At 52.5% G+C, this 18,248-nt stretch carries 18 protein-coding genes and 1 tRNA gene; 5 read left to right on the top strand and 14 right to left on the bottom strand.

What is annotated here, in order from left to right; genetic code table 11:
- Nucleotides 1–7 precede the first annotated feature (7 nt).
- The 9 genes from PsWM33_RS24770 to pcaDC all read right to left on the bottom strand — a co-directional run bounded on the left by PsWM33_RS24770 (nucleotide 8) and on the right by pcaDC (nucleotide 8,188).
- A tRNA-Phe gene (locus tag PsWM33_RS24770) sits at nucleotides 8–83 on the bottom strand.
- Between the two features lie 199 nt (nucleotides 84–282).
- Entirely contained in the window at nucleotides 283–1,671 is a 1,389-nt protein-coding gene (locus PsWM33_RS24765) for a M20 family metallopeptidase (RefSeq protein ID WP_063301996.1), read from the bottom strand.
- 33 nt (nucleotides 1,672–1,704) lie between these two features.
- On the bottom strand, nucleotides 1,705–2,775 hold the full coding sequence (locus tag PsWM33_RS24760; protein ID WP_063301995.1) for a 3-carboxy-cis,cis-muconate cycloisomerase: 1,071 nt from the start codon (nucleotides 2,773–2,775) through the stop codon (nucleotides 1,705–1,707).
- Between the two features lies 1 nt (nucleotide 2,776).
- Nucleotides 2,777–3,982 carry a 3-oxoadipyl-CoA thiolase gene (gene pcaF / locus PsWM33_RS24755; RefSeq protein WP_063301994.1) on the bottom strand — a complete coding sequence of 402 codons (1,206 nt, stop codon included), beginning with the start codon at nucleotides 3,980–3,982 and terminating at the stop codon, nucleotides 2,777–2,779.
- Nucleotides 3,982–4,773: a CoA-transferase subunit beta gene (locus tag PsWM33_RS24750; RefSeq protein WP_063301993.1), complete on the bottom strand. Its 792-nt coding sequence runs from the start codon at nucleotides 4,771–4,773 to the stop codon at nucleotides 3,982–3,984. The genes pcaF and PsWM33_RS24750 overlap by 1 nt, the downstream gene beginning before the upstream one ends.
- On the bottom strand, nucleotides 4,770–5,624 hold the full coding sequence (locus tag PsWM33_RS24745; RefSeq protein WP_063302004.1) for a CoA transferase subunit A: 855 nt from the start codon (nucleotides 5,622–5,624) through the stop codon (nucleotides 4,770–4,772). The genes PsWM33_RS24750 and PsWM33_RS24745 overlap by 4 nt, the downstream gene beginning before the upstream one ends.
- 9 nt (nucleotides 5,625–5,633) lie before the next feature.
- Entirely contained in the window at nucleotides 5,634–6,245 is a 612-nt protein-coding gene (gene pcaG, locus PsWM33_RS24740) for a protocatechuate 3,4-dioxygenase subunit alpha (RefSeq protein ID WP_063301992.1), read from the bottom strand.
- A gap of 1 nt (nucleotide 6,246) precedes the next feature.
- Entirely contained in the window at nucleotides 6,247–7,005 is a 759-nt protein-coding gene (gene pcaH / locus PsWM33_RS24735) for a protocatechuate 3,4-dioxygenase subunit beta (RefSeq protein ID WP_063301991.1), read from the bottom strand.
- Nucleotides 6,989–8,188 (bottom strand): bifunctional 3-oxoadipate enol-lactonase/4-carboxymuconolactone decarboxylase PcaDC, encoded by a 1,200-nt coding sequence (gene pcaDC, locus PsWM33_RS28810; RefSeq protein ID WP_063301990.1) that lies wholly within the window; start codon nucleotides 8,186–8,188, stop codon nucleotides 6,989–6,991. The genes pcaH and pcaDC overlap by 17 nt, the downstream gene beginning before the upstream one ends.
- Before the next feature lie 83 nt (nucleotides 8,189–8,271).
- Between pcaDC and pcaQ the strand changes: the two genes are divergently transcribed.
- From pcaQ to pobA, 5 genes are all read left to right on the top strand, one after another.
- Entirely contained in the window at nucleotides 8,272–9,210 is a 939-nt protein-coding gene (pcaQ, locus tag PsWM33_RS24725) for a pca operon transcription factor PcaQ (RefSeq protein WP_208994738.1), read from the top strand.
- A 248-nt stretch (nucleotides 9,211–9,458) separates the two neighbouring features.
- Nucleotides 9,459–10,493: a TRAP transporter substrate-binding protein gene (locus PsWM33_RS24720; protein ID WP_063301989.1), complete on the top strand. Its 1,035-nt coding sequence runs from the start codon at nucleotides 9,459–9,461 to the stop codon at nucleotides 10,491–10,493.
- 2 nt (nucleotides 10,494–10,495) lie between these two features.
- Nucleotides 10,496–11,008 (top strand): TRAP transporter small permease, encoded by a 513-nt coding sequence (locus PsWM33_RS24715; RefSeq protein WP_057461489.1) that lies wholly within the window; start codon nucleotides 10,496–10,498, stop codon nucleotides 11,006–11,008.
- Nucleotides 11,008–12,363: a TRAP transporter large permease gene (locus tag PsWM33_RS24710; RefSeq protein ID WP_063301988.1), complete on the top strand. Its 1,356-nt coding sequence runs from the start codon at nucleotides 11,008–11,010 to the stop codon at nucleotides 12,361–12,363. Before PsWM33_RS24715 ends, PsWM33_RS24710 begins: the two co-directional genes overlap by 1 nt.
- A 233-nt stretch (nucleotides 12,364–12,596) precedes the next feature.
- Complete coding sequence (pobA, locus tag PsWM33_RS24705; protein ID WP_063301987.1) at nucleotides 12,597–13,814, top strand: 4-hydroxybenzoate 3-monooxygenase; 1,218 nt, start codon at nucleotides 12,597–12,599, stop codon at nucleotides 13,812–13,814.
- A 55-nt stretch (nucleotides 13,815–13,869) separates the two neighbouring features.
- Here pobA and PsWM33_RS24700 read toward each other — a convergent pair whose 3' ends face one another.
- The 5 genes from PsWM33_RS24700 to PsWM33_RS24680 form a co-directional block, all read right to left on the bottom strand.
- Nucleotides 13,870–14,763: an alpha/beta fold hydrolase gene (locus tag PsWM33_RS24700; RefSeq protein ID WP_063301986.1), complete on the bottom strand. Its 894-nt coding sequence runs from the start codon at nucleotides 14,761–14,763 to the stop codon at nucleotides 13,870–13,872.
- 143 nt (nucleotides 14,764–14,906) lie between these two features.
- A complete protein-coding gene (locus PsWM33_RS24695) occupies nucleotides 14,907–15,578 on the bottom strand; it encodes an HAD family hydrolase (RefSeq protein WP_063301985.1) in 672 nt (223 codons plus the stop codon).
- A 143-nt stretch (nucleotides 15,579–15,721) separates the two neighbouring features.
- Complete coding sequence (locus PsWM33_RS24690) at nucleotides 15,722–16,279, bottom strand: DUF3885 domain-containing protein (RefSeq protein WP_057461494.1); 558 nt, start codon at nucleotides 16,277–16,279, stop codon at nucleotides 15,722–15,724.
- 120 nt (nucleotides 16,280–16,399) lie between these two features.
- Entirely contained in the window at nucleotides 16,400–17,206 is an 807-nt protein-coding gene (locus PsWM33_RS24685) for a gamma-glutamyl-gamma-aminobutyrate hydrolase family protein (RefSeq protein ID WP_063301984.1), read from the bottom strand.
- A 67-nt stretch (nucleotides 17,207–17,273) separates the two neighbouring features.
- A complete protein-coding gene (locus PsWM33_RS24680; protein WP_063301983.1) occupies nucleotides 17,274–18,248 on the bottom strand; it encodes an amino acid ABC transporter permease in 975 nt (324 codons plus the stop codon).

Raw genomic sequence — 18,248 nt, 5'->3', positions numbered from 1 at the left:
AGATAAGTGGTGCCCGGAGGCGGATTCGAACCACCGACACGCGGATTTTCAATCCGCTGCTCTACCAACTGAGCTATCCGGGCACATTCTGCTAGGGCGGTTTGTTCCCCGTCCTGCGAAGGTGAGCGTCTTATAGGGTGCCAAATTTCTCCTGTCCAGCAGGCAAATGCATTTTTTACAAAGAAATCTGTTTTCTCCACTGCCTGCTCACCATTTTCTCTTAAACGCCTTAAATCATGAGGGTTTTATCCCAAAATGAGCCTCGCGGCGTCATTGAATAGCCTAAGTAGGTGCCCCTTTTTCCGAAATATCCCAAAACAGCGCCACCATATTCCGCATGGCATCGCGGGCAACTGGTTTGAGAATATGCTCATTGGGCGCGTGTTGCGAGCAACCAGCATAAGAATGCGGAACCCAAACGGTTGGCAGGCCCAATGTTTCTGCAAAGCACTCATTAGGCAAAGAGCCCGCGAGGTTTGGCAAAAGGTGGGGTGCCTTGCCGCTGGTTTCTTCTAAGGACGCCATCACCATGCGCACCCAAGCATTGTCTGGCGAAAGGCGCGTTGCATGAAAGAAGCCGCGATCTTCCTGTCTTATCTCGACATTATTAAATCCATTGGCATCCAGATGTGCACGCAAGGATGTGACGAGACCCTGTACATCTGTTCCCACGACGTAGCGCAGCTGGCAAACTGCGAAGGCATAACCATCAATCGCATTTACTGGTGCTTCTGGCACGCCGCTCTTCATTGCGAGCACGGCAAAGGAGTTCCAGCCAAACACACGCTCGGCAGGGGTGAGCCCCTCCTCTCCCCAATTCTCGTTTATGGTCGGGCCTTGACTATCGCCAACAGGAAGATCACTCAGAGCTTCCCTAATGTCTGGTGTCAGGCTGGTTGGGCGCCAGCTTGGAATCTGGATCTGCCCGCGTTTGTCCGCGATGCAGGAGATGGCATTGGCAAGAATAATCGCGGGGTCAGCAAGCAACCCACCCCAGTTACCTGAGTGGTTGGCACCATCACGCAGGTTTACTTGCAGTGTGAACGTTTGCGCACCACGCGCACCGGTGAAAACTGTTGGTGTATCCGATTGCAAGCGCGGCCCGTCAGAGGCGATCAGCACATCCGCTGCCAACATCTGTTTGTATTCATCGAAAAACTCTTGCAGACCAGCAGAGCCGGTTTCCTCAGAGGTCTCGATGATCACCTTGCAGTTGAAGCCAAGTTGCTTCTTTTCCTGCAAGAGGCATCCCAAGGCCTGAAGGTTGATGAGGTGCTGGCACTTATTGTCAGCGGTACCGCGCCCGTAAATGCGCTCGCCGTCTTCTTCCAGAACGAACGGGTCTCTTCCCCCCATCCAGTTACCGGCTTGTCCGCGTACAACATCTCCGTGCCCATAGGTCAGAACTGTGGGGAAGCTCGGGTCTTCGATGCGTTCACCGAACAGAAAAGGCCCACCAATCGGGTTCGGATTGTCGAAGATGTGCGTTTTGAAGCCAAGACGCTCGAGAAGTGGTCGCATCTCCTCTTTCAGATAACGCATCAACTGGTGTTTTTGGTAGGGTTCCTGGCTTTCCGTCGGGATTGCGATTAATCGGGCCAGGTCAGTGAGGAATGCGCCGCTGTCGAAGTATGTTTCCGCCCGTTGGATAGCTTCATTGCGACTGGACATTCTCATTCTCCCTTTCAAACTAGGTGGGCGCAGTTAATCACTTAAGGGGGTTCCAATCCACTCTGTTTGTTTCAGCAGCTTTAATGCACTCTGAAGACCGGCACCCGTTGCAATGCACATGCCGGGCAGGATCATCCACTCCAACGCCCAAGCTGAGCCTGAGCGCTCTTGCTCATGCACTAAGGCGCTATGCATTGCAGAGACTTGAGTGCTGTTGTAACGGGCAAGCGTCACCAACAGTTCAGCGTTGATCGGGTTGTGTTTGTGGGCCATGGCGGAAGATCGGCCACCACCGGAAAGTTTGATTTCCTCAAGACCCTGTTGTGCCATCAAGGTGATGTCTGTACCAATTTTGCCAAGGCTGCCTGAGATCATGGAGAGAACGTTTGCGTAGTCCACCATGTTATCTCGCTGCGTGTGCCATGAGTGCTCAGGAACCTTTAAGTCCAGCTCTGCAGCCATGTGCGCAGCAATAGCAACTGCATGTTCGCCCTGAGCATGACTGGTTCCGACAGGTCCGCCAAACTGGAGTACAGCCACCTCAGCCGCAACATTGTTTAGCCGTTGATAGTGCCGTTTGAGCGGCTCAATCCATGTGGAAATGCGATCGCCTGCGGTTATTGGCAGCGCGGCTTGCATGCGTGTTCTGCCCATCAGCGGATAATCAGCATTGGCTGATTTCACGGTTTCAAGCGCAGCGATGACCGCAGACAAGCGCTTTTGTAAAACCTGCGAGGTTTTTCGCAGAGCTAACGCTAGTGCAGTGTCCATCACATCCTGACTGGTGGATGTTTTGTGGCATTCAGCAGCGTACGGCTCGCCAACGCGCATGCGAAGTTGCTTGATGAAAGCCGGGATTGGCAGGCCATCTTTTGCGACGCCTGCCTTGATCCGCGTGATATCAGGTGCAAACCCTTTGCAGCCAGCAAGCACAGCGTCTTTTGCTTCGGCTGAAACGAGAGAATGTGCGAACAAGGCCTTGGTGAGAGCCACTTCATAAGCCAGATAGTGATCCAGAGTTGTTTCCAGAGCGAAGGCGCGTTGCACGTCCTCATCTCCAAACAATCCACTCCACATAGGGTTGGTGAAGAGGCTCACACTCACATTAGTCCCTTTCCAGCGCGATCGCGATGCCCTGACCGACACCAATACACATGGTGGCCAGTGCACGCTTTTTGCCTTGCAGGCTCAGTTCCAAAGCAGCCGTTCCGGTGATGCGTGCACCGGACATTCCCAGTGGATGGCCCAATGCAATCGCGCCGCCATTCGGGTTGATATGAGCTGCACCTGCATCCAACCCCAGTTCGCGCAGAACTGCAATCCCTTGACTTGCAAAGGCTTCATTGAGCTCAATGACGTCAAAATCAGAAGGTTGCAAGTTTAAGCGCGTGCAAAGTTTTTGCGCTGCAGGTGCAGGGCCAATGCCCATAATCCGCGGCGCAACACCAGCGGTGGCACCGCCAAGCACACGCGCAATCGGAGTCAGACCATATTTCTTGACCGCTTCAGCAGAGGCAACAATCAGCGCTGCAGCACCATCGTTCACACCTGAGGCATTGCCAGCAGTTACGCTGCCATTTTCACGGAATGGTGTCGGTAACTTTGCAAGTTTCTCTGCTGTCGTCCCTGCTCGTGGATGCTCATCAGCGGACACAATGATTGGGTCGCCTTTGCGCTGCGGGATTACAACTTCGATGATCTCCTTGGCGAGGCGGCCAATTTCTTGCGCAGCAGCTGCCTTTGCCTGTGAGCCCGCAGCAAAAGCATCCTGATCTGCGCGAGAAACGCCAAAGTCTTCAGCAACGTTTTCGCCAGTCTCAGGCATACTGTCGATACCGAACTGCTTCTTCATCTTAGGGTTCACAAAGCGCCAGCCAATGGTGGTGTCGAACACTTCGTTAGCGCGAGAAAAAGGTGTGGTTGCCTTTGGCATCACAAAGGGCGCGCGGGACATGGATTCCACACCGCCAGCAATCACAAGATCGCATTCACCTGTCTTGATGGCACGAGACGCCGCAATGACAGCATCCATACCAGAACCGCACAAACGGTTCAGCGTTGTCCCAGGCACAGCCTCGGGCAAACCTGCCAGCAGCGCGACCATGCGAGCCACGTTGCGGTTGTCTTCACCAGCCTGATTGGCACAGCCGTAATACACTTCATCAACGGCTTCCCAATCAACTGAAGGGTTCCGCTCCATCAACGCTTTAATTGGCAATGCGCCAAGATCGTCCGCCCGAACAGAAGACAGCGCGCCCCCATAACGACCAATCGGTGTTCTAATATAATCGCAAATATATGCCTCAGACATCAGGCCGTCTCCACTCTGTTACCCGCATGCGCCGCCGCTGTTCGCGCTTTTAATGCGCGCAGAACAGACAGTTCCTCCTCAGTCGGCGCAGGGGTTTCCTGCAAATCATCACTGAAACGTACAGCCCAAGACACGGTTTGTTGCACCCGTTCTTTGGTCGTACCCGGATGAAGCGAGACCACCGTCATCTCTTTGGTAACAGGATCAGGCTTCCAGATAGCAAGGTCCGTAATCAGCAGGGTTGGGCCTTTTGTGGTGATGCCCATGCGACTGCGATGATCTCCTCCTTCTCCGTGTCCAAAGGAGGTGAAAAAGTCCAGTTTCTCTACAAAACCACGCTTGCTTTGCTTCATGGTGATGTAAATTTCCTGAGAGGACGAAGAGATCTCAGGCGCTCCACCACCACCCGGTAATCTTACCGTTGGATTGTCGTAATCTCCCACAACAGTGGTGTTGATGTTGGCGAAACGATCAATCTGCGCTGCCCCCAGAAAACCGACAGTGATCTTGCCGCCTTGTAGCCAATAGCGGAACATCTCGGTTACTGAGACTGTCGTAAGCGCTGTATCACAGAGTTCGCCATCACCAATGGAAAGCGGCAGAACGTCCGGCGCTGTGCCAATCGTTCCACTCTCATAAATCAGCGTAATATCAGGCGCATGGGTCAATCGTGCTATGTTGCAGGCTGCTGATGGCGGACCAATGCCCACGAAGCAGACATCCGTGTTGCTCAAAGCACGGGATGCCGCAATGGCCATCATCTCATCCGGGGTAAAATCTTGTGTTGTCATGATGTTACCTCCAACCCTTTGATGCGGTCAGCAAACACCTCTGGTCCCTGTTTCAGCACGTGTTCTTCCATCCATGCCTGAAACGCCTCACGATCTGCTGCGATCGGATCCCAGTCGATATACGTCTTATTGTCTCTGCCGTAGTAGCCCTGCGCATAAGACGGATGTGCCCCGCCGCGTACTTCGCAAATAGCGGAGACGGTCCAGTGTGGCAGGATGCACGCGTTCATATGCGTATCCAGTTCATCAACCACTTCCTCAACCGTCACAATGGAATGCTTGGCGGCCAGCACAGCCTCCTTCTGGACACCCACAATTCCTTCGATCAGCACATTGCCTTTGCGGTCTGCTTTAAGAGCGTGGATGAAAGCCACGTCGGGTCGAATGGATGGAACAGCGGCCAATTCTTCCCCTGTAAAGGGGCAATTGATTTTCTTGATATTCGGATTTACGCGCTGAAGCTCTGTGCCCATATAACCGCGAAACACAGCGCATGGCAGGCCAGCAGCTCCTGCTTCATAAGCATTGGCAAGAGCGGCATGGGAATGCTCTTCAATCTCGATGGACCGCGGCCAGCTGTTTTCGATTGAGTCACGAACGCGCCGCAACAACCCAACACCTGGATTACCTGCGTAGGAGAAGATCAATTTCCTGACCAGTCCCATGCCGATGAGCTGATCATAAATAAGATCAGGCGTCATGCGGATGACAGTGAGTTCATCAATGCCTTGCCGAATGACTTCATGGGCAGCGGCGTGGGGAATGAGATGCGTAAAACCCTCAAAAGCGGCAGTGTTGCCGCTTTTGAGGTATTTCTTGACCGCATCTTTTAAAGACAGAAATTCAGCCATATTTATCAATCAGATATCAAAGAAGACGGTTTCGTTATCACCCTGAATGTAAATGTCAAAGGTGTAGGTATCGCCGGATTGCTTCGCGATCAGCGTTGAAACGCGCACGCGATGTTCAACACGACCAAGCACTGGATCAGCTGCATTGGCTTCTTCCTCTTCCGGAAAGTACATGCGCGTATTCAGACCAAGGTTAATCCCACGCGCAACGATCCAGAAGTTGATATGTGGCGCTTGCGGCCTGCCATCCGGAAACGGAACAGAACCCGGCTTCACAGTTTCAAAGCAGAACTCGCCACTATCCAGATTGACCGGCTGGCGTCCCCATCCGGTGAAGTTGGGGTCAGCTTCGCCGCGCGTCTCCGACGGACTGTTGAACAGACCTTCGCTATCCGCCTGCCAGATTTCCAGCATGGCGTCTTTCAAAGGTGTTCCGGTTCCATCAAACACACGGCCTTTGATCGTGATGCGCTGGCCTTTGGTTTGCTCATTCACCATGCGTGCGCCAAGGTCTTCCTTGAAGATCCCGGTGTTGCCGATGAAGTTCGGTGTACAGCCGATATGAACGTACGGACCTGCCGTCTGGCTTGGGCTTTCTTTCAGATACTCCAGCTTTGTCATATCAATTGCCCTCCATACGGTTCTCAAACATGGTTGAGCGGTGGCCACGCAGGACGATATCAAAGCGGTAAGCGCGGGCGTCCATTGGCACAGAATGGTTCATGTCCAGTTTGGCAACCAGCATCTCAATCGCAGCCGGATCATTGATCGTCCTCACAATCGGACACAGCGGAATATGAGGGTCGCCCTCAAAATACATCTGCGTGATCAGGCGCTGCGCAAAACCGGAGCCAAAAAGCGAAAAATGGATATGGGACGGGCGCCAGTCATTCACTCCGTTTGGCCACGGATACGGGCCGGGACGAACGGTGCGAAAAGCATAGTATCCATTCTCATCCGTGATGACGCGACCACATCCGCCGAAATTCGGGTCAAGCGGCGCAAGATAGTCATCTTTTTTATGACGGTAGCGGCCACCAGCGTTGGCCTGCCAAACTTCTACCAGCGCATTCGGAACTGGTCTGGCTTCTTCATCCAGAACGTGGCCATGGACGATGATGCGCTCTCCCTGCGCACTTTCACCCGGTTTGGTATAATTCTGCACCAAATCGTGATCCAGCTCACCCAGCATGTTGTGGCCGAAGACTGGTCCGGTGGTTTCGCTGATTGTATTTCCGAGAGACAGAAGCGCCTTTTGCGGAGACCGCAACACGCTCGTTTTGTAGTTAGGCGACAATGCCGGAGGATGCCAGTTCCGGTCTCGTGGAAAGAACGGACCAGCATTGGTCGTTGGCTTGCTCATCTCACTCCCCTGACGCATCAAGCTGCGCGAAAACGTTTTTGACGACTTTGATGGCGCTGTTTGCGGCTGGCACACCGGCATAAATTGCCGTGTGCAGCAGAGCTTCGCTTATATCTTCCCGTGTTGCCCCGGTGTTTCTTGCAGCCCGCACATGCATGGCCACCTCATCTAGGTGCCCTAACGCTGCGAGAAGCGCAATAGTTACAATGGACCGTTCTCGCAATGTCCAGTTGTGCCGGGACCACACATGCCCCCAAGCCGCTTCAGTGATAAGCTCCTGAAAAGGCGCGTCAAAACTGCTCTTTTGAACCTCAGCAGCATTCACGTGAGTGTCTCCCAACACCCTACGTCGTGTCTGCATGCCTTGTTTGTAAATTTCGCTTTGCCGCAGTTCACGCTGGTCAACCCTGTTTGGCCAACGAGAAATCGCCTGCCGAACAAGATGCGCCAGATACTCAGGTTGCTCCAGACTTGGCAGATGTCCGCAGTTTCCCACCCGCTCATATTTAGCATTCGGAATGAGGCATGCCATCTCCTCAACCAGTTCTGGCGGTGTAGACTGGTCGTCCTCACCAGCAACGCAGAGAACAGGCACGTCAATCTGTGCGGCCTGACAGGTCAGATCAGCGTCCCGAATAGCTGCACATGTACCGATATATCCGTCCAAAGGTGTTCGGCACAAAAGATTCCGATATCCTGCAACTGCTTCTGGCCATTTTGCCTGAAAGCCCGATGAGAACCAACGAGACATCACTGTATCAGCGATCCCCTCCATCCCGTTGGCCTCAATTGCGTTGATACGCTCTTGCCACGTCTGTGCGTCACCGATGCGCGGTGCGGTGTCACACAGGATCAGCCCGCTCACCAGATCAGGCCGGGCAGCCTGCAGTGCCATTGCGATCATGCCCCCTACAGATACACCGCAAATCACTGCATTCTTGATGGACTGGCTGTCCATGAGCGCAGCAAGGTCACGCATATGCAAGTCAATCGAATACCGCTCATCGCCAACACTAGAAAGACCATGCCCACGTTTATCATAGGTCAGAACTTCGCCTTGATGCCCGAGATGAACCAGAAATTCATCCCAAATGCGAAAGTCCGTTCCCAATGAATTAATCAGAACAAGCGCTGGTGCTGCTGACTCTGAATTGGTCTTACTGAAGTGAAGCGTTGTAGAGTTTAATTCTATGAAGTGCATGCGCATCCCCCTAAACGGATCAATTGCATGTCTGTTTCAAAATGAATAATGATATTATCCAGACTAATCATATTGAGATTGTTATGAATAACTTACGCAGATTAAAGCTCAGGCATTTAGAAGCATTTGTGGAAGTGTCTCGCCAAAACAGCGTGAGCCGCGCTGCGGAGGTGCTTCATCTCACCCAGCCAGCCGTCACCCGTACTATTCGCGAACTGGAAGAAATATGCGGGCAGCCTCTGATTGAAAAAGATGGGCGCGGAATCCGCATCACCCATTACGGTGAGGTATTTCTGCGTCATGCAGGCACCAGTCTTGCCGCTGCCCGTAACGGCATCAATGCATTATCTCAGCTCAACTATAGCGACGGCCCGATGGTCCGCATTGGCGCTCTGCCAACAGTGGCTGCATCGCTCATTCCGCAGGCCGTTAAGGCTTTCCTTGATACAGGGTTGCGAAACCGTCTTCACATCGTAACCGGAGAAAATCACGTCCTGCTTGATCAACTGAGAAATGGTGAGCTGGATCTTGTTATGGGCCGCCTGCCAGCACCGGAGAACATGCAGGGATTGGTGTTCGAACCGCATTATCGCGAGCGTGTCGTTTTTGCCGTCGACAAGAACCATCCCCTCGCAGGAAAACCGCAGATCAGCGTGAATGAGCTGGATGCTCATCCGGTGCTAATCCCTTCTGCAGCCTCAATTATTCGCCCGTTCGTCGATCGGCTTTTCATTGAACACGGCATTCCTGAACCAGAGCAGGCAATCGAAACAGTCTCAGATTCATTCGGCAGAGCCTTCACACAGGAATACAACGCGATCTGGATCATTTCGCGCGGTGTGATTGCGCGTGAGATTGAAAGCGGCCAGTTCGTGGAGTTGCCGATTGATACCCGTGCGACGGTCGGCTCTGTCGGCCTCAACATGCGCGCTGGCGAAACGCTGGATACGGCAGCCCAGTGCTTTGCCGAGATTATTATGGGATTGAGCGAGCAGGAGGAAGTTCGCGCTTCAGCTCACTAAGTCAAAGCGAATTCAGGGTGCATATTGATACCCAATACGGCATGAGAAGCACGGTATTTTTCATTATTCATTTTGAAAAGTATATGTAATTCTCCGATTTCACAGTGGTGATTCCTAAGAATTCCCTTGGCGGATCATCCGGATCGTGATTAAGAATTTGACGGCCTTAGGGAGATGAGACTGCCCCAAGTAGCAGGATCAGGAAGGCTTGTTTGGTTTCGACCATTCTTCAGGAGGGTCACATACTTATGTTTGGTAATTTCAAAGGCTTCTGCGCTTCTACAGCACTTTTGCTTGCCAGTGTTTCCATGGCAGGCGCAGCAGAATACACATTTAAGCTCCACCACTTTCTAAGCCCCAAAGCGCCAGCGCAGACCAAGATGCTGGAACCATGGGCGAAGGCCGTTGAAGAGAATTCCGGCGGCCAGGTCAAAATCCAGATCTACCCGTCCATGTCACTTGGCGGTCGCCCGCCAGAGCTGGTGAACCAGGTTCGTGACGGCGTTGTTGATCTTGTCTGGACCCTGAACGGTTACACACCGGGATTGTTTCCACGCACTGAAGTGATGGAACTTCCGTTCGTATTCCTGGATGATCCACGCGCGGCAAACCTTGCACTTTACGACATGTTCAAGAGCGATCTTGAAGTTGAATACAAGGGCTTAGAAGTCATGTTCCTGCACGTGCATGCAGGTGCAGGCCTTCACACACGTGACAAGGAAGTCCGCAGCCCAGCTGATATGGCAGGTATGCGCATTCGTACGCCATCGCGCACCGGTGCATGGGTGATTGAAGCGCTTGGCGCCTCTCCTGCAGCAATGCCGGTCCCTGAGCTGCCAACAGCTCTGCAAAAAGGCGTGATTGATGCGGCGTTTATTCCTTGGGAAATCATTCCACCGCTGAAAATTCAGGAACAGACTGAGTATCAAATCGAAGGTGCTGGCAAAGCGCGCTTTGGTACTTCTGTCTTCCAGGTTTCTATGAACAAAGAGCGCTGGGAAGGGTTGCCTGAAGACATTCAGAAGGCTTTCCGTGATGCATCTGGTCCTGAATGGTGGGCAAAGGTTGGTGAAGTTTGGCGTGCGACAGATGACTTTGGCATCGGCCTCGCTGTAAAGTCAGGCAACAAACACATCACTCTTTCTGAAGAAGAAACAGCTGTCTTTAGAGAAGCTCTGGCTCCGGTCGTTGACAAATGGACCTCAGAAGTCGCCAAAAAAGGCATTGATGGCCACGCGATTGTTGCAAAAGCACAGGCATTGATTTCCAAGCACAGCGAGTAGCTATGGGCGCCTTTCAAAAACTCGGACGCACCGGCATTGCCGGTGCATTCGAAAAACTTATTGTAGCATGGGCACTTACCGGCGGAGTGGTTCTGCTGGCGGTGGTCGCGATAAACATCTACTCCACCCTTGGCAACATATGGGCAGCTCCCTTTCCCGGGGATTTCGAGCTCACTGAGATCGGCGTTGCTATCGCAGTCTTTTCCTTCCTGCCCTTCTGTCAGATCACCGATGCCAATGTCACAGCGGACATTTTCACCAGTAAGGCTGGCCCTCGTTTGAAAGCGTTTCTGGCGTTGATCGCATCGCTGATTGCGTTTGGGTTTGGGTTGCTGCTGTTGTGGCGGATGTACCATGGTATGTCTGACCAAAGAGAATACGATTACACCACCGCAATTTTGCAGATCCCTGTTTGGTATGCGTATGTGCCTGTTTTGATTTCGCTTTTTCTGTTGAGCATTGGGGCAATCATAACGCTGAGTGAAAACACCAGAGATCTGACTCGGAGAACCTGATGGCGGAAAGTCTTTTCATGGGCTTTGGAGCCCTCGCCATTTTGGTGTTCCTCATTGTCATCCGTATCCCGATTGCCTACGCGATGATCCTTGTCGGCGGCGTTGGAATTGCACTTGTCAACGGCCCAATGCTACTGCTTAGTCAGTTGAAAACATTGGCATATGGCCAGTTCGCCATTTACGATCTCTCTGTCATTCCGCTGTTTATTCTGATGGGTGCGCTCGCCTCGAAAACCGGCTTGAGCCAATCCCTGTTCAGAGCAGCAAACGCATGGCTTGGCTGGATGAAGGGTGGCACGGCCATGGCCGCGATTGCCTCCTGTGCCGGGTTTGGCGCTGTTTGCGGATCATCACTCGCAACCGCCTCCACCATGGGCAAAGTCGCTTTGCCGGAGCTGAAGCGTTATAATTATTCAGGCGCTTTAGCGACCGGAACACTCGCGGCTGGCGGAGTTCTGGGCATTCTCATCCCTCCAAGCGTCGTTTTGATCATCTATGCGGTAATCGTGGAGGCGAACATCGTTACTATGTTCGTTGCTGCGTTTATTCCGGGTATTTTGGCCGTTCTTTTGTTCCTCGCGGTGATCGCGCTCTACGTTTTCGTCAGTCCCTCATCTGGTCCGGCAGGTGGTGCCGGAACCCGAGAAGAGTTCCTCGCAGCCTCTCTCGGCGTGCTGCCTGTACTGACCGTTTTCGGACTTGTCATCGGCGGCATCTATTTCGGCTTCTACAATCCAACACCAGCAGCTGCTGTGGGTGTGTTTCTCGTCATGCTGTTTGGACTGCTCCAGCGCAATCTGTCCCTCAGCGATATGATCGAAGCGCTGAAGGAGACGGCAGCGACTTCTGGCATGATCTATCTGATCCTGCTGGGTGCGGAGCTGCTCAAGATCTTCATGTCCCGCATTGGATTGCCGCAGGAGACAGCAGCGTGGATTGCAGGCTCCGGTCTGGAACCGATGACGGTGATGCTGCTGATCCTGTTGGCACTCATTGCGCTTGGTTGTTTGATGGACAGCATGTCCATGATGTTGCTGGTCATCCCGTTCTTCTGGCCTGTGCTTATGGAGCTGAACGGCGGCATGTATCAGGGCGCTGACGGTGCCGGGTATGGTATGAGCACTGAGGATCTGAAAATCTGGTTCGGTATTCTGGCGCTGATTGTCGTTGAGCTTGGGCTGATTACACCGCCAGTGGGCATGAATGTCTTCGTGATTTCTGCTTTGGCAAAAGACACGCCGATGATCCAAACCTTCAAAGGTGTTGCGCCGTTCTTTGGCGCGGAGCTGGTGCGTGTCGCAATTCTGGTGAGCTTCCCAGCGCTAACCCTTTGGCTGCCCAGAGTCCTTTCCTAAACGCTAAGCAACAGGTTGTCTTGGCCGCATTGATTGCTGAGACAACCGAATGGATCAAAGCGCTCTGATAGCAATTTCGCTATAATTTCTGCCTATAAATCAATTTTACATATCAATCATAAACAGCAACACTGAACACCATTCAAACGTGTATTCGCAATCCATTTTACTTCTGACTTAGCGCATACCCCATTGCCGCGATCTGCCAGATGTTTTGAACCTAAGGAATTTTCATGACCCACCATAGAGATCGTACTCAGGTTGCGATTATCGGCGGCGGTCCTGCTGGTTTATTACTCTCTCACATCCTGAGCGAAAACGGCGTGGACAGCGTTGTCCTGGAACAGCGCAGCAAAGACTATGTTCTCTCCCGCATTCGTGCTGGTCTTTTAGAGACCGGCACAGTTCAGCTGCTTCGCGATTATGGCCTTGCGGAGCGTATGGATAAGAATGGTAAGAGCAAAAAAGGCTCATGGATTACGCGGCAGGGCTTTGAAAGTCATTTCATTGATACGCACAAATGGACTGGTAAGGAGATGATGGTCTACGGCCAGACCGACATCACCGAAGACCTGTATGACGCCCGCGAACGCGCTGGCGGCAACATCATCAACGAAGCCACTGATGTGACCCTTCATGATGTGACCTCTGACAAGCCTTCTGTGACCTACGTGAAGGACGGGCAGACCTGTCATCTGGACTGTGACTACATTGCTGGCTGCGATGGCTTCCATGGTGTCAGCCGCAAGACCATTCCTGACGACATTTTACGCACCTATGAGCGGGCTTATCCGTTTGGCTGGCTTGGCATCATGGCAGAAGTGCCGCCCCTGCCGGATTTGGTCTATGCCTATCATGAGCGTGGCTTTGCACTTGCTTCGCAGCGAAACCGTCTGCTGAGCCGCTACTACATTCAGTGCCCGCTGACAGACAGTGTTATGGATTGGTCCGATGAGCGGTTCTGGGAAGAGCTGATCGCCCGTTTCCCTGCGGATGTGGCGTCAGATATCGTCACCGGACCCTCTATTGAAAAATCCATCGCGCCACTCCGCAGCTTCGTGGCTGAGCCAATGCAATACGGACGTATGTTCCTCGCAGGCGATGCTGCTCACATTGTGCCACCAACCGGAGCGAAGGGGCTCAATCTGGCAGCCTCTGATGTGTTCTATCTCTCACGCGGATTGATTGAACAGATCAAGAGCAATCACTCCACTCATCTGGAGCGTTATTCCGAGCTGGCTTTGCGCCGTGTGTGGAGCTCTGAAAATTTCTCGTGGCGGATGACGCAGTTGATGCACGTCTTCCCGGACATGAACGGGTTCGATGCCAAAATCCAGCAGAACAGCTATGAGCTGCTGCTGCAAAACGAGACCCAGCAAAGAGCGCTGGCAGAAGAGTATGTTGGTTTGCCGTTTGAAGAGCTGGACGCGCTGACCTTATCAGCCGCTTAATCCAGCGATTGGAGAGAGGTCCATCCCTCTCTCCCCACCACGAGAACGCAGCTGACTATTCTGTTTTGTCAGCAATTTCAATAATCGCTGCGGCAAAGGCCTCAGGGTTTTCTTGCGGCAGGTTATGTCCTGTACCCTCGACGAGACGCGCCTCATAATATCCGTTGAAGTTTGTTTCGTGCCCTTTGCTGTGCCGCGGTGGGCTTACGCCATCATTGGCACCAAGCAATGCAATGGCTGGTACATTGATCTTCGGCTGTGCGGTGAGCAGAACCTCGATCTTCTCAAAAGCGGGATCTCCCTCAACCAGCCCAAAACGGTGTCTGTAGGAGTGGATTACAGTCTCAACGAAATCAGGATTGTCAAAGCTCTCGGCGGTTTCGCGGAAGGTTCGGCGAGAAAACTCCCAGGTGGGTGACCATTGCTGCCAGAGCATTTTTGTCAGATCTTCGCGGTTCTCAGTCAGACCATTGCGGCCACGTTCACTCTGGAAATAGTACTGATACCACCAGAGTTGCTCCTCCTCAGGCGAGGCAGGTCGGTAAGCTGCGGGGATGTTCTGGATGTTGTAGGCCACCCCGCCACTCACGAGCCCCCTCACCTTTTCCGGCCAGAGGGCTGCGGCGATACAAGCCGCACGGCCACCCCAGTCATAGCCCGCAACAATCGCCTGCGGCAGCTCCAAAGCCACCATCAGTGACCGCAGATCAAAGGCCAATGCGCCTTGCTGACCGGAGCGCGGCGTTTGAGGAGACAGATATTGGGTTGGCCCGTAGCCACGCAAGTAAGGGATGATGCATCGAAAACCGCGATTGGCGAGAATGACGGAGACTTCGTCATAGCTGCGCACATCATACGGAAAGCCATGAAGCAGAACAGCTGGAACACCTGATTTCGGCCCAACATCCATATAGGCGACGTTCAGCACCCCGGCTTCAATAAACTTCATATGTCCAGTCCCCTATATCGCGCGGTCCCTTGCGCAACACTATAGATCAGGCCTGCTATGAGAAAGTAATAAACTTTCATACTCAAAAGCCTCCGAACAGCCAAAATCGCCTGTTCGGTATGCCGAAAGACCCAAGCCGATATTCAAAAAGCCTTCAATACTCCACTTAACTCTGACAAAGACTGAATTTCTGCATCAGCTCGTGTGGGAAGATCTGTGGGCCAGATAGCCCCATTTGGAAACCAAACGGATTTCATTCCAACTGTTTGGGCCCCGGAAACATCAGCCGTTGGAGAGTCGCCAACAAAGACGCAATCCTCGGTCCGCACTGATAGATTTCCAGCTGCAAGTTGAAAAATCTTCGCATCTGGTTTTCGCAACCCAACCGCCTCTGAGATAATGTAGTCGTCGGCGAGCCGGTCCAAATTTAGAGCCAGAAGAGACCTCAACTGTATGTCGGTCCTTCCGTTAGTGACAATTCCGATTTTTGCACCCAAGGCCCTGATTTCACTAAACGCCTCGTTAAGCCCCTCAAACGGCATCGCAAATCGCCATGCGTTTCGCATGTAGTGATCGTATAACTCAGCTGCGAGATTTTGGTCGTCTATTCCAAACTCTTTGAATAGCGTTTGGTACACTTTATATTTTGACGACTTCCCGCGATTGTCGAGCTCCAACAAACGAGCCACGACATGAGAAGGAGTCGGGAACACGTTCGGGTACTGGTTGTTTAACTGGTCTTCTGCGAACGCCTTCAATGAAGACGTGCGAGCAAAAAGCGTTTCATCAAGATCAAATATTACTGCAGAAATCATAGCTGGACTGTGAACACCTTAACGGCAGTTCGTCAAGTTCCGCTTTGGCCAAACTCCGCCTGCCCAAGCATACCAGTTGTTGGAGATGGTCAATTCAGGATGACGCTTTATTACTCAGTGTGAGATTTTTTGGCTTCGCAACATCAGCATGGAGGAAGCCACTCTGCAAACTCACATTTAAGGCGGGCAACTTCTTCTGCATTTTGCATGAAGCAATCGAAGCCGCCGTCATAAGGCGCAAATATGCGTGATGTTTCCCGGTTCATGAGTAAAAAACGCTCTTCATCCTGTGCTGCATCTTTAAGGGCTTCGCGATAGACCTCAGGAAACCAGCGCACCTCATTGCCGTAAAAGCCTATGGTTTCCTCTTCGCCCCATGGGTCATCCTCATACTTCCATTTGAACCAGTACTTCAGACGAAACTGATCAAGAAGCTTGTGACTGTAAGGGAGAGGATACTTATCGAAATTCGGGAAATACGAGATGAAGAGGCAATTCTGCCCCTCCTTTAAAATCCGATTGGCCAGTACCCTGCCTCTGTTAAAGACAATTGCAGCTTCTTCCGGCGTTTCTGCGTATCGTCTTGTATCCGGTAGTGCATGGAACCTGACCCACCTTTCGGGCAGTACATCACGGAGGTAATGGCTATAGGGAGGGAGGTCTCCAAAATAGCCTTTCCATTCATCAATGAACCTTTTCACAATGATACAACCCTGTCTCAACCACTCAGCGGAACCATTGAATAATCAGAGGACACTTAGTTGAGATTGGTTCGAATTTTCCTAGGTAAATAGCTGCAATGCTCTTTGAATTGTGAGGAATTAAAGAGGCACCTTCACATTCTCATAGCTTTGCATTGCCGCACAGAAGGCTGCAAAAATGCGAGTGGAGACAGGGTTGCTCACCGCTTCAAACTCCGCATGCCACTGAACGCCAAGGAAGAACGCTTTGTCTGGGTGGTGAAAGGCTTCAATCACGCCATCCTCAGAAAGGGCGTCAAGCACAAGCCCTTCACCAAGCCTCTCAACCGCTTGTTCGTGCAGAGAATTTACCTGATGGACGCCTTCGCCAAGGATAGTGGTCAATAGGCCAGTCTCTTCAAGGATAAGTTGATGGGCTGCCCCGTATCTTTGTATTGGTGGCAGCTTGTAGTCGATGGGGTGGTGCAGCGAAAACTCATGGTTCGCATATAAGTCGTTTCGGATTGTGCCGCCAAAAGCCACGTTCATTTCCTGCATGCCGCGGCAGATTCCCAGCAGCGGCAGGTCTTTTTCAAAAGCGGCACGGATCAACGCAAACGCGGCAGTGTCGCGTTTATCATCAAAAGGGCCATGGCTCTCAGAGGTGCCGTCATTGTTGTAATAGGCTGGCTGAATGTTGGAGGCATCGCCTGTCAGAATAAGCCCGTCAACCAAAGACAGCACATGAGCCAGTTCAGCTTCCTTCAGAAGTGTCGGGATGATGAGAGGGATTGCTCCAACAGCCTGCAATGCAGCTGTCAGGTACTTATCATCAATGGTTTGCGTTCCAAGACCAGCTTCTTGCGAGGAATTAGCCAAAATTCCGACAATGGTTCTTTTATCAGCAGCCACGCTCTGCGGCGTGGTTTTGCCAGTATTGCTTGTCATAAGCGTATCCCTTCAGGGCACGAAAACTCGTGGCGCACCTATGCGCTCAAAATCAATGGAAGAATAATTATCGCTTCAGCGATTTTGCGTAATGCGTCTCAATTCGCTGTTGCACAAATTCCAGCATGACCGACATGACCCAGTAGATGATGGAAGCGGTGATCAGCATCTCCAGAATCTTGAAGTCAGATCGTCCCTGCGTTCGTGCAATGAACATGATGTCCCAGACGCCGACGACGGAAACCAGCGAGGAATCCTTGAGCATCGCGATGAACTGGTTGCCCGTTGGCGGCACAATAACCCGCATGGCTTGGGGCAGAATGACTTTTCTAAACGTCAACAAACGCGGCAGGCCCAACGCATCCGCAGCTTCCCATTGCCCTAGCGAAATCGACTGGATGCCAGAGCGGAAAATCTCGGTCATGTACGCCCCATACACCAGCGACAGCGCGATGATTGCTGCTGGAACGGGCGAAATGACATAGCCAATCTGCGGCAGGCCGAGATAGATCAAAAAGAGCTGCACCAGCAACGGCACGCCGCGAAAGTACGAGGTGTAAAATGCCCCGACACCTTCAACCACACCAATGCCAGAGAGCTTTGCAGTGGCGCCCAGCAAGGCAAAGATGAAGGCCAATGTGATCGCAATGGCAGAGACATAGAGCGTGGTGAACGCCCCTGTCGTTATCAGGAAGGGCAGTTTGCGCCCGATAAACTCAAAACTCAGCTCAAAGCTCAGGAAGAACCCGAAAGCACTTGCAGCAAGCAGAAGCCACACAGTGATTAGCTGAGCGCGCCGGGACAGGCTGAGGATGAGAAACCCCAGCCCTGACGCCAGCAGGAAAATCACCATGGATACAGAAAAACGCCCCCACCAGCTGGCAAGTGTTTCTTCACTCATCGCAGGGCGAAGGAATGATCCGATCACGCCTTGATTGAACGCGAGATAAAACGCGATCACAAAGGCCAGTGATCCGAGCGTTGCTGCTGCTTTCAGGCGGGCCGGACCCTGCCTGAAAGCGCCATTGGTGAGTGTGACCAT

Origin of the sequence: Pseudovibrio sp. WM33, assembly GCF_001623165.1 — a bacterium.
Classification (GTDB): domain Bacteria; phylum Pseudomonadota; class Alphaproteobacteria; order Rhizobiales; family Stappiaceae; genus Pseudovibrio.
The sequence above is the reverse complement of the archived record's forward strand: the minus strand, read 5'-3'. Positions and strand labels throughout refer to the sequence as shown.

Coding starts and splice junctions, on each gene's coding strand:
- PsWM33_RS24680 (WP_063301983.1), bottom strand. CDS start 18,248: ATGGTCACACTCACCAATGGCGCTTTCAGGCAGGGTCCGGCCCGCCTG.
- pcaF (WP_063301994.1), bottom strand. CDS start 3,982: ATGTCTGAGGCATATATTTGCGATTATATTAGAACACCGATTGGTCGT.
- pcaDC (WP_063301990.1), bottom strand. CDS start 8,188: ATGCACTTCATAGAATTAAACTCTACAACGCTTCACTTCAGTAAGACC.
- PsWM33_RS24715 (WP_057461489.1), top strand. CDS start 10,496: ATGGGCGCCTTTCAAAAACTCGGACGCACCGGCATTGCCGGTGCATTC.
- pobA (WP_063301987.1), top strand. CDS start 12,597: ATGACCCACCATAGAGATCGTACTCAGGTTGCGATTATCGGCGGCGGT.
- PsWM33_RS24750 (WP_063301993.1), bottom strand. CDS start 4,773: ATGACAACACAAGATTTTACCCCGGATGAGATGATGGCCATTGCGGCA.
- PsWM33_RS24745 (WP_063302004.1), bottom strand. CDS start 5,624: ATGGCTGAATTTCTGTCTTTAAAAGATGCGGTCAAGAAATACCTCAAA.
- PsWM33_RS24695 (WP_063301985.1), bottom strand. CDS start 15,578: ATGATTTCTGCAGTAATATTTGATCTTGATGAAACGCTTTTTGCTCGC.
- PsWM33_RS24710 (WP_063301988.1), top strand. CDS start 11,008: ATGGCGGAAAGTCTTTTCATGGGCTTTGGAGCCCTCGCCATTTTGGTG.
- pcaG (WP_063301992.1), bottom strand. CDS start 6,245: ATGACAAAGCTGGAGTATCTGAAAGAAAGCCCAAGCCAGACGGCAGGT.
- PsWM33_RS24720 (WP_063301989.1), top strand. CDS start 9,459: ATGTTTGGTAATTTCAAAGGCTTCTGCGCTTCTACAGCACTTTTGCTT.
- PsWM33_RS24700 (WP_063301986.1), bottom strand. CDS start 14,763: ATGAAGTTTATTGAAGCCGGGGTGCTGAACGTCGCCTATATGGATGTT.
- PsWM33_RS24685 (WP_063301984.1), bottom strand. CDS start 17,206: ATGACAAGCAATACTGGCAAAACCACGCCGCAGAGCGTGGCTGCTGAT.
- pcaH (WP_063301991.1), bottom strand. CDS start 7,005: ATGCGTCAGGGGAGTGAGATGAGCAAGCCAACGACCAATGCTGGTCCG.
- PsWM33_RS24765 (WP_063301996.1), bottom strand. CDS start 1,671: ATGTCCAGTCGCAATGAAGCTATCCAACGGGCGGAAACATACTTCGAC.
- pcaQ (WP_208994738.1), top strand. CDS start 8,272: ATGAATAACTTACGCAGATTAAAGCTCAGGCATTTAGAAGCATTTGTG.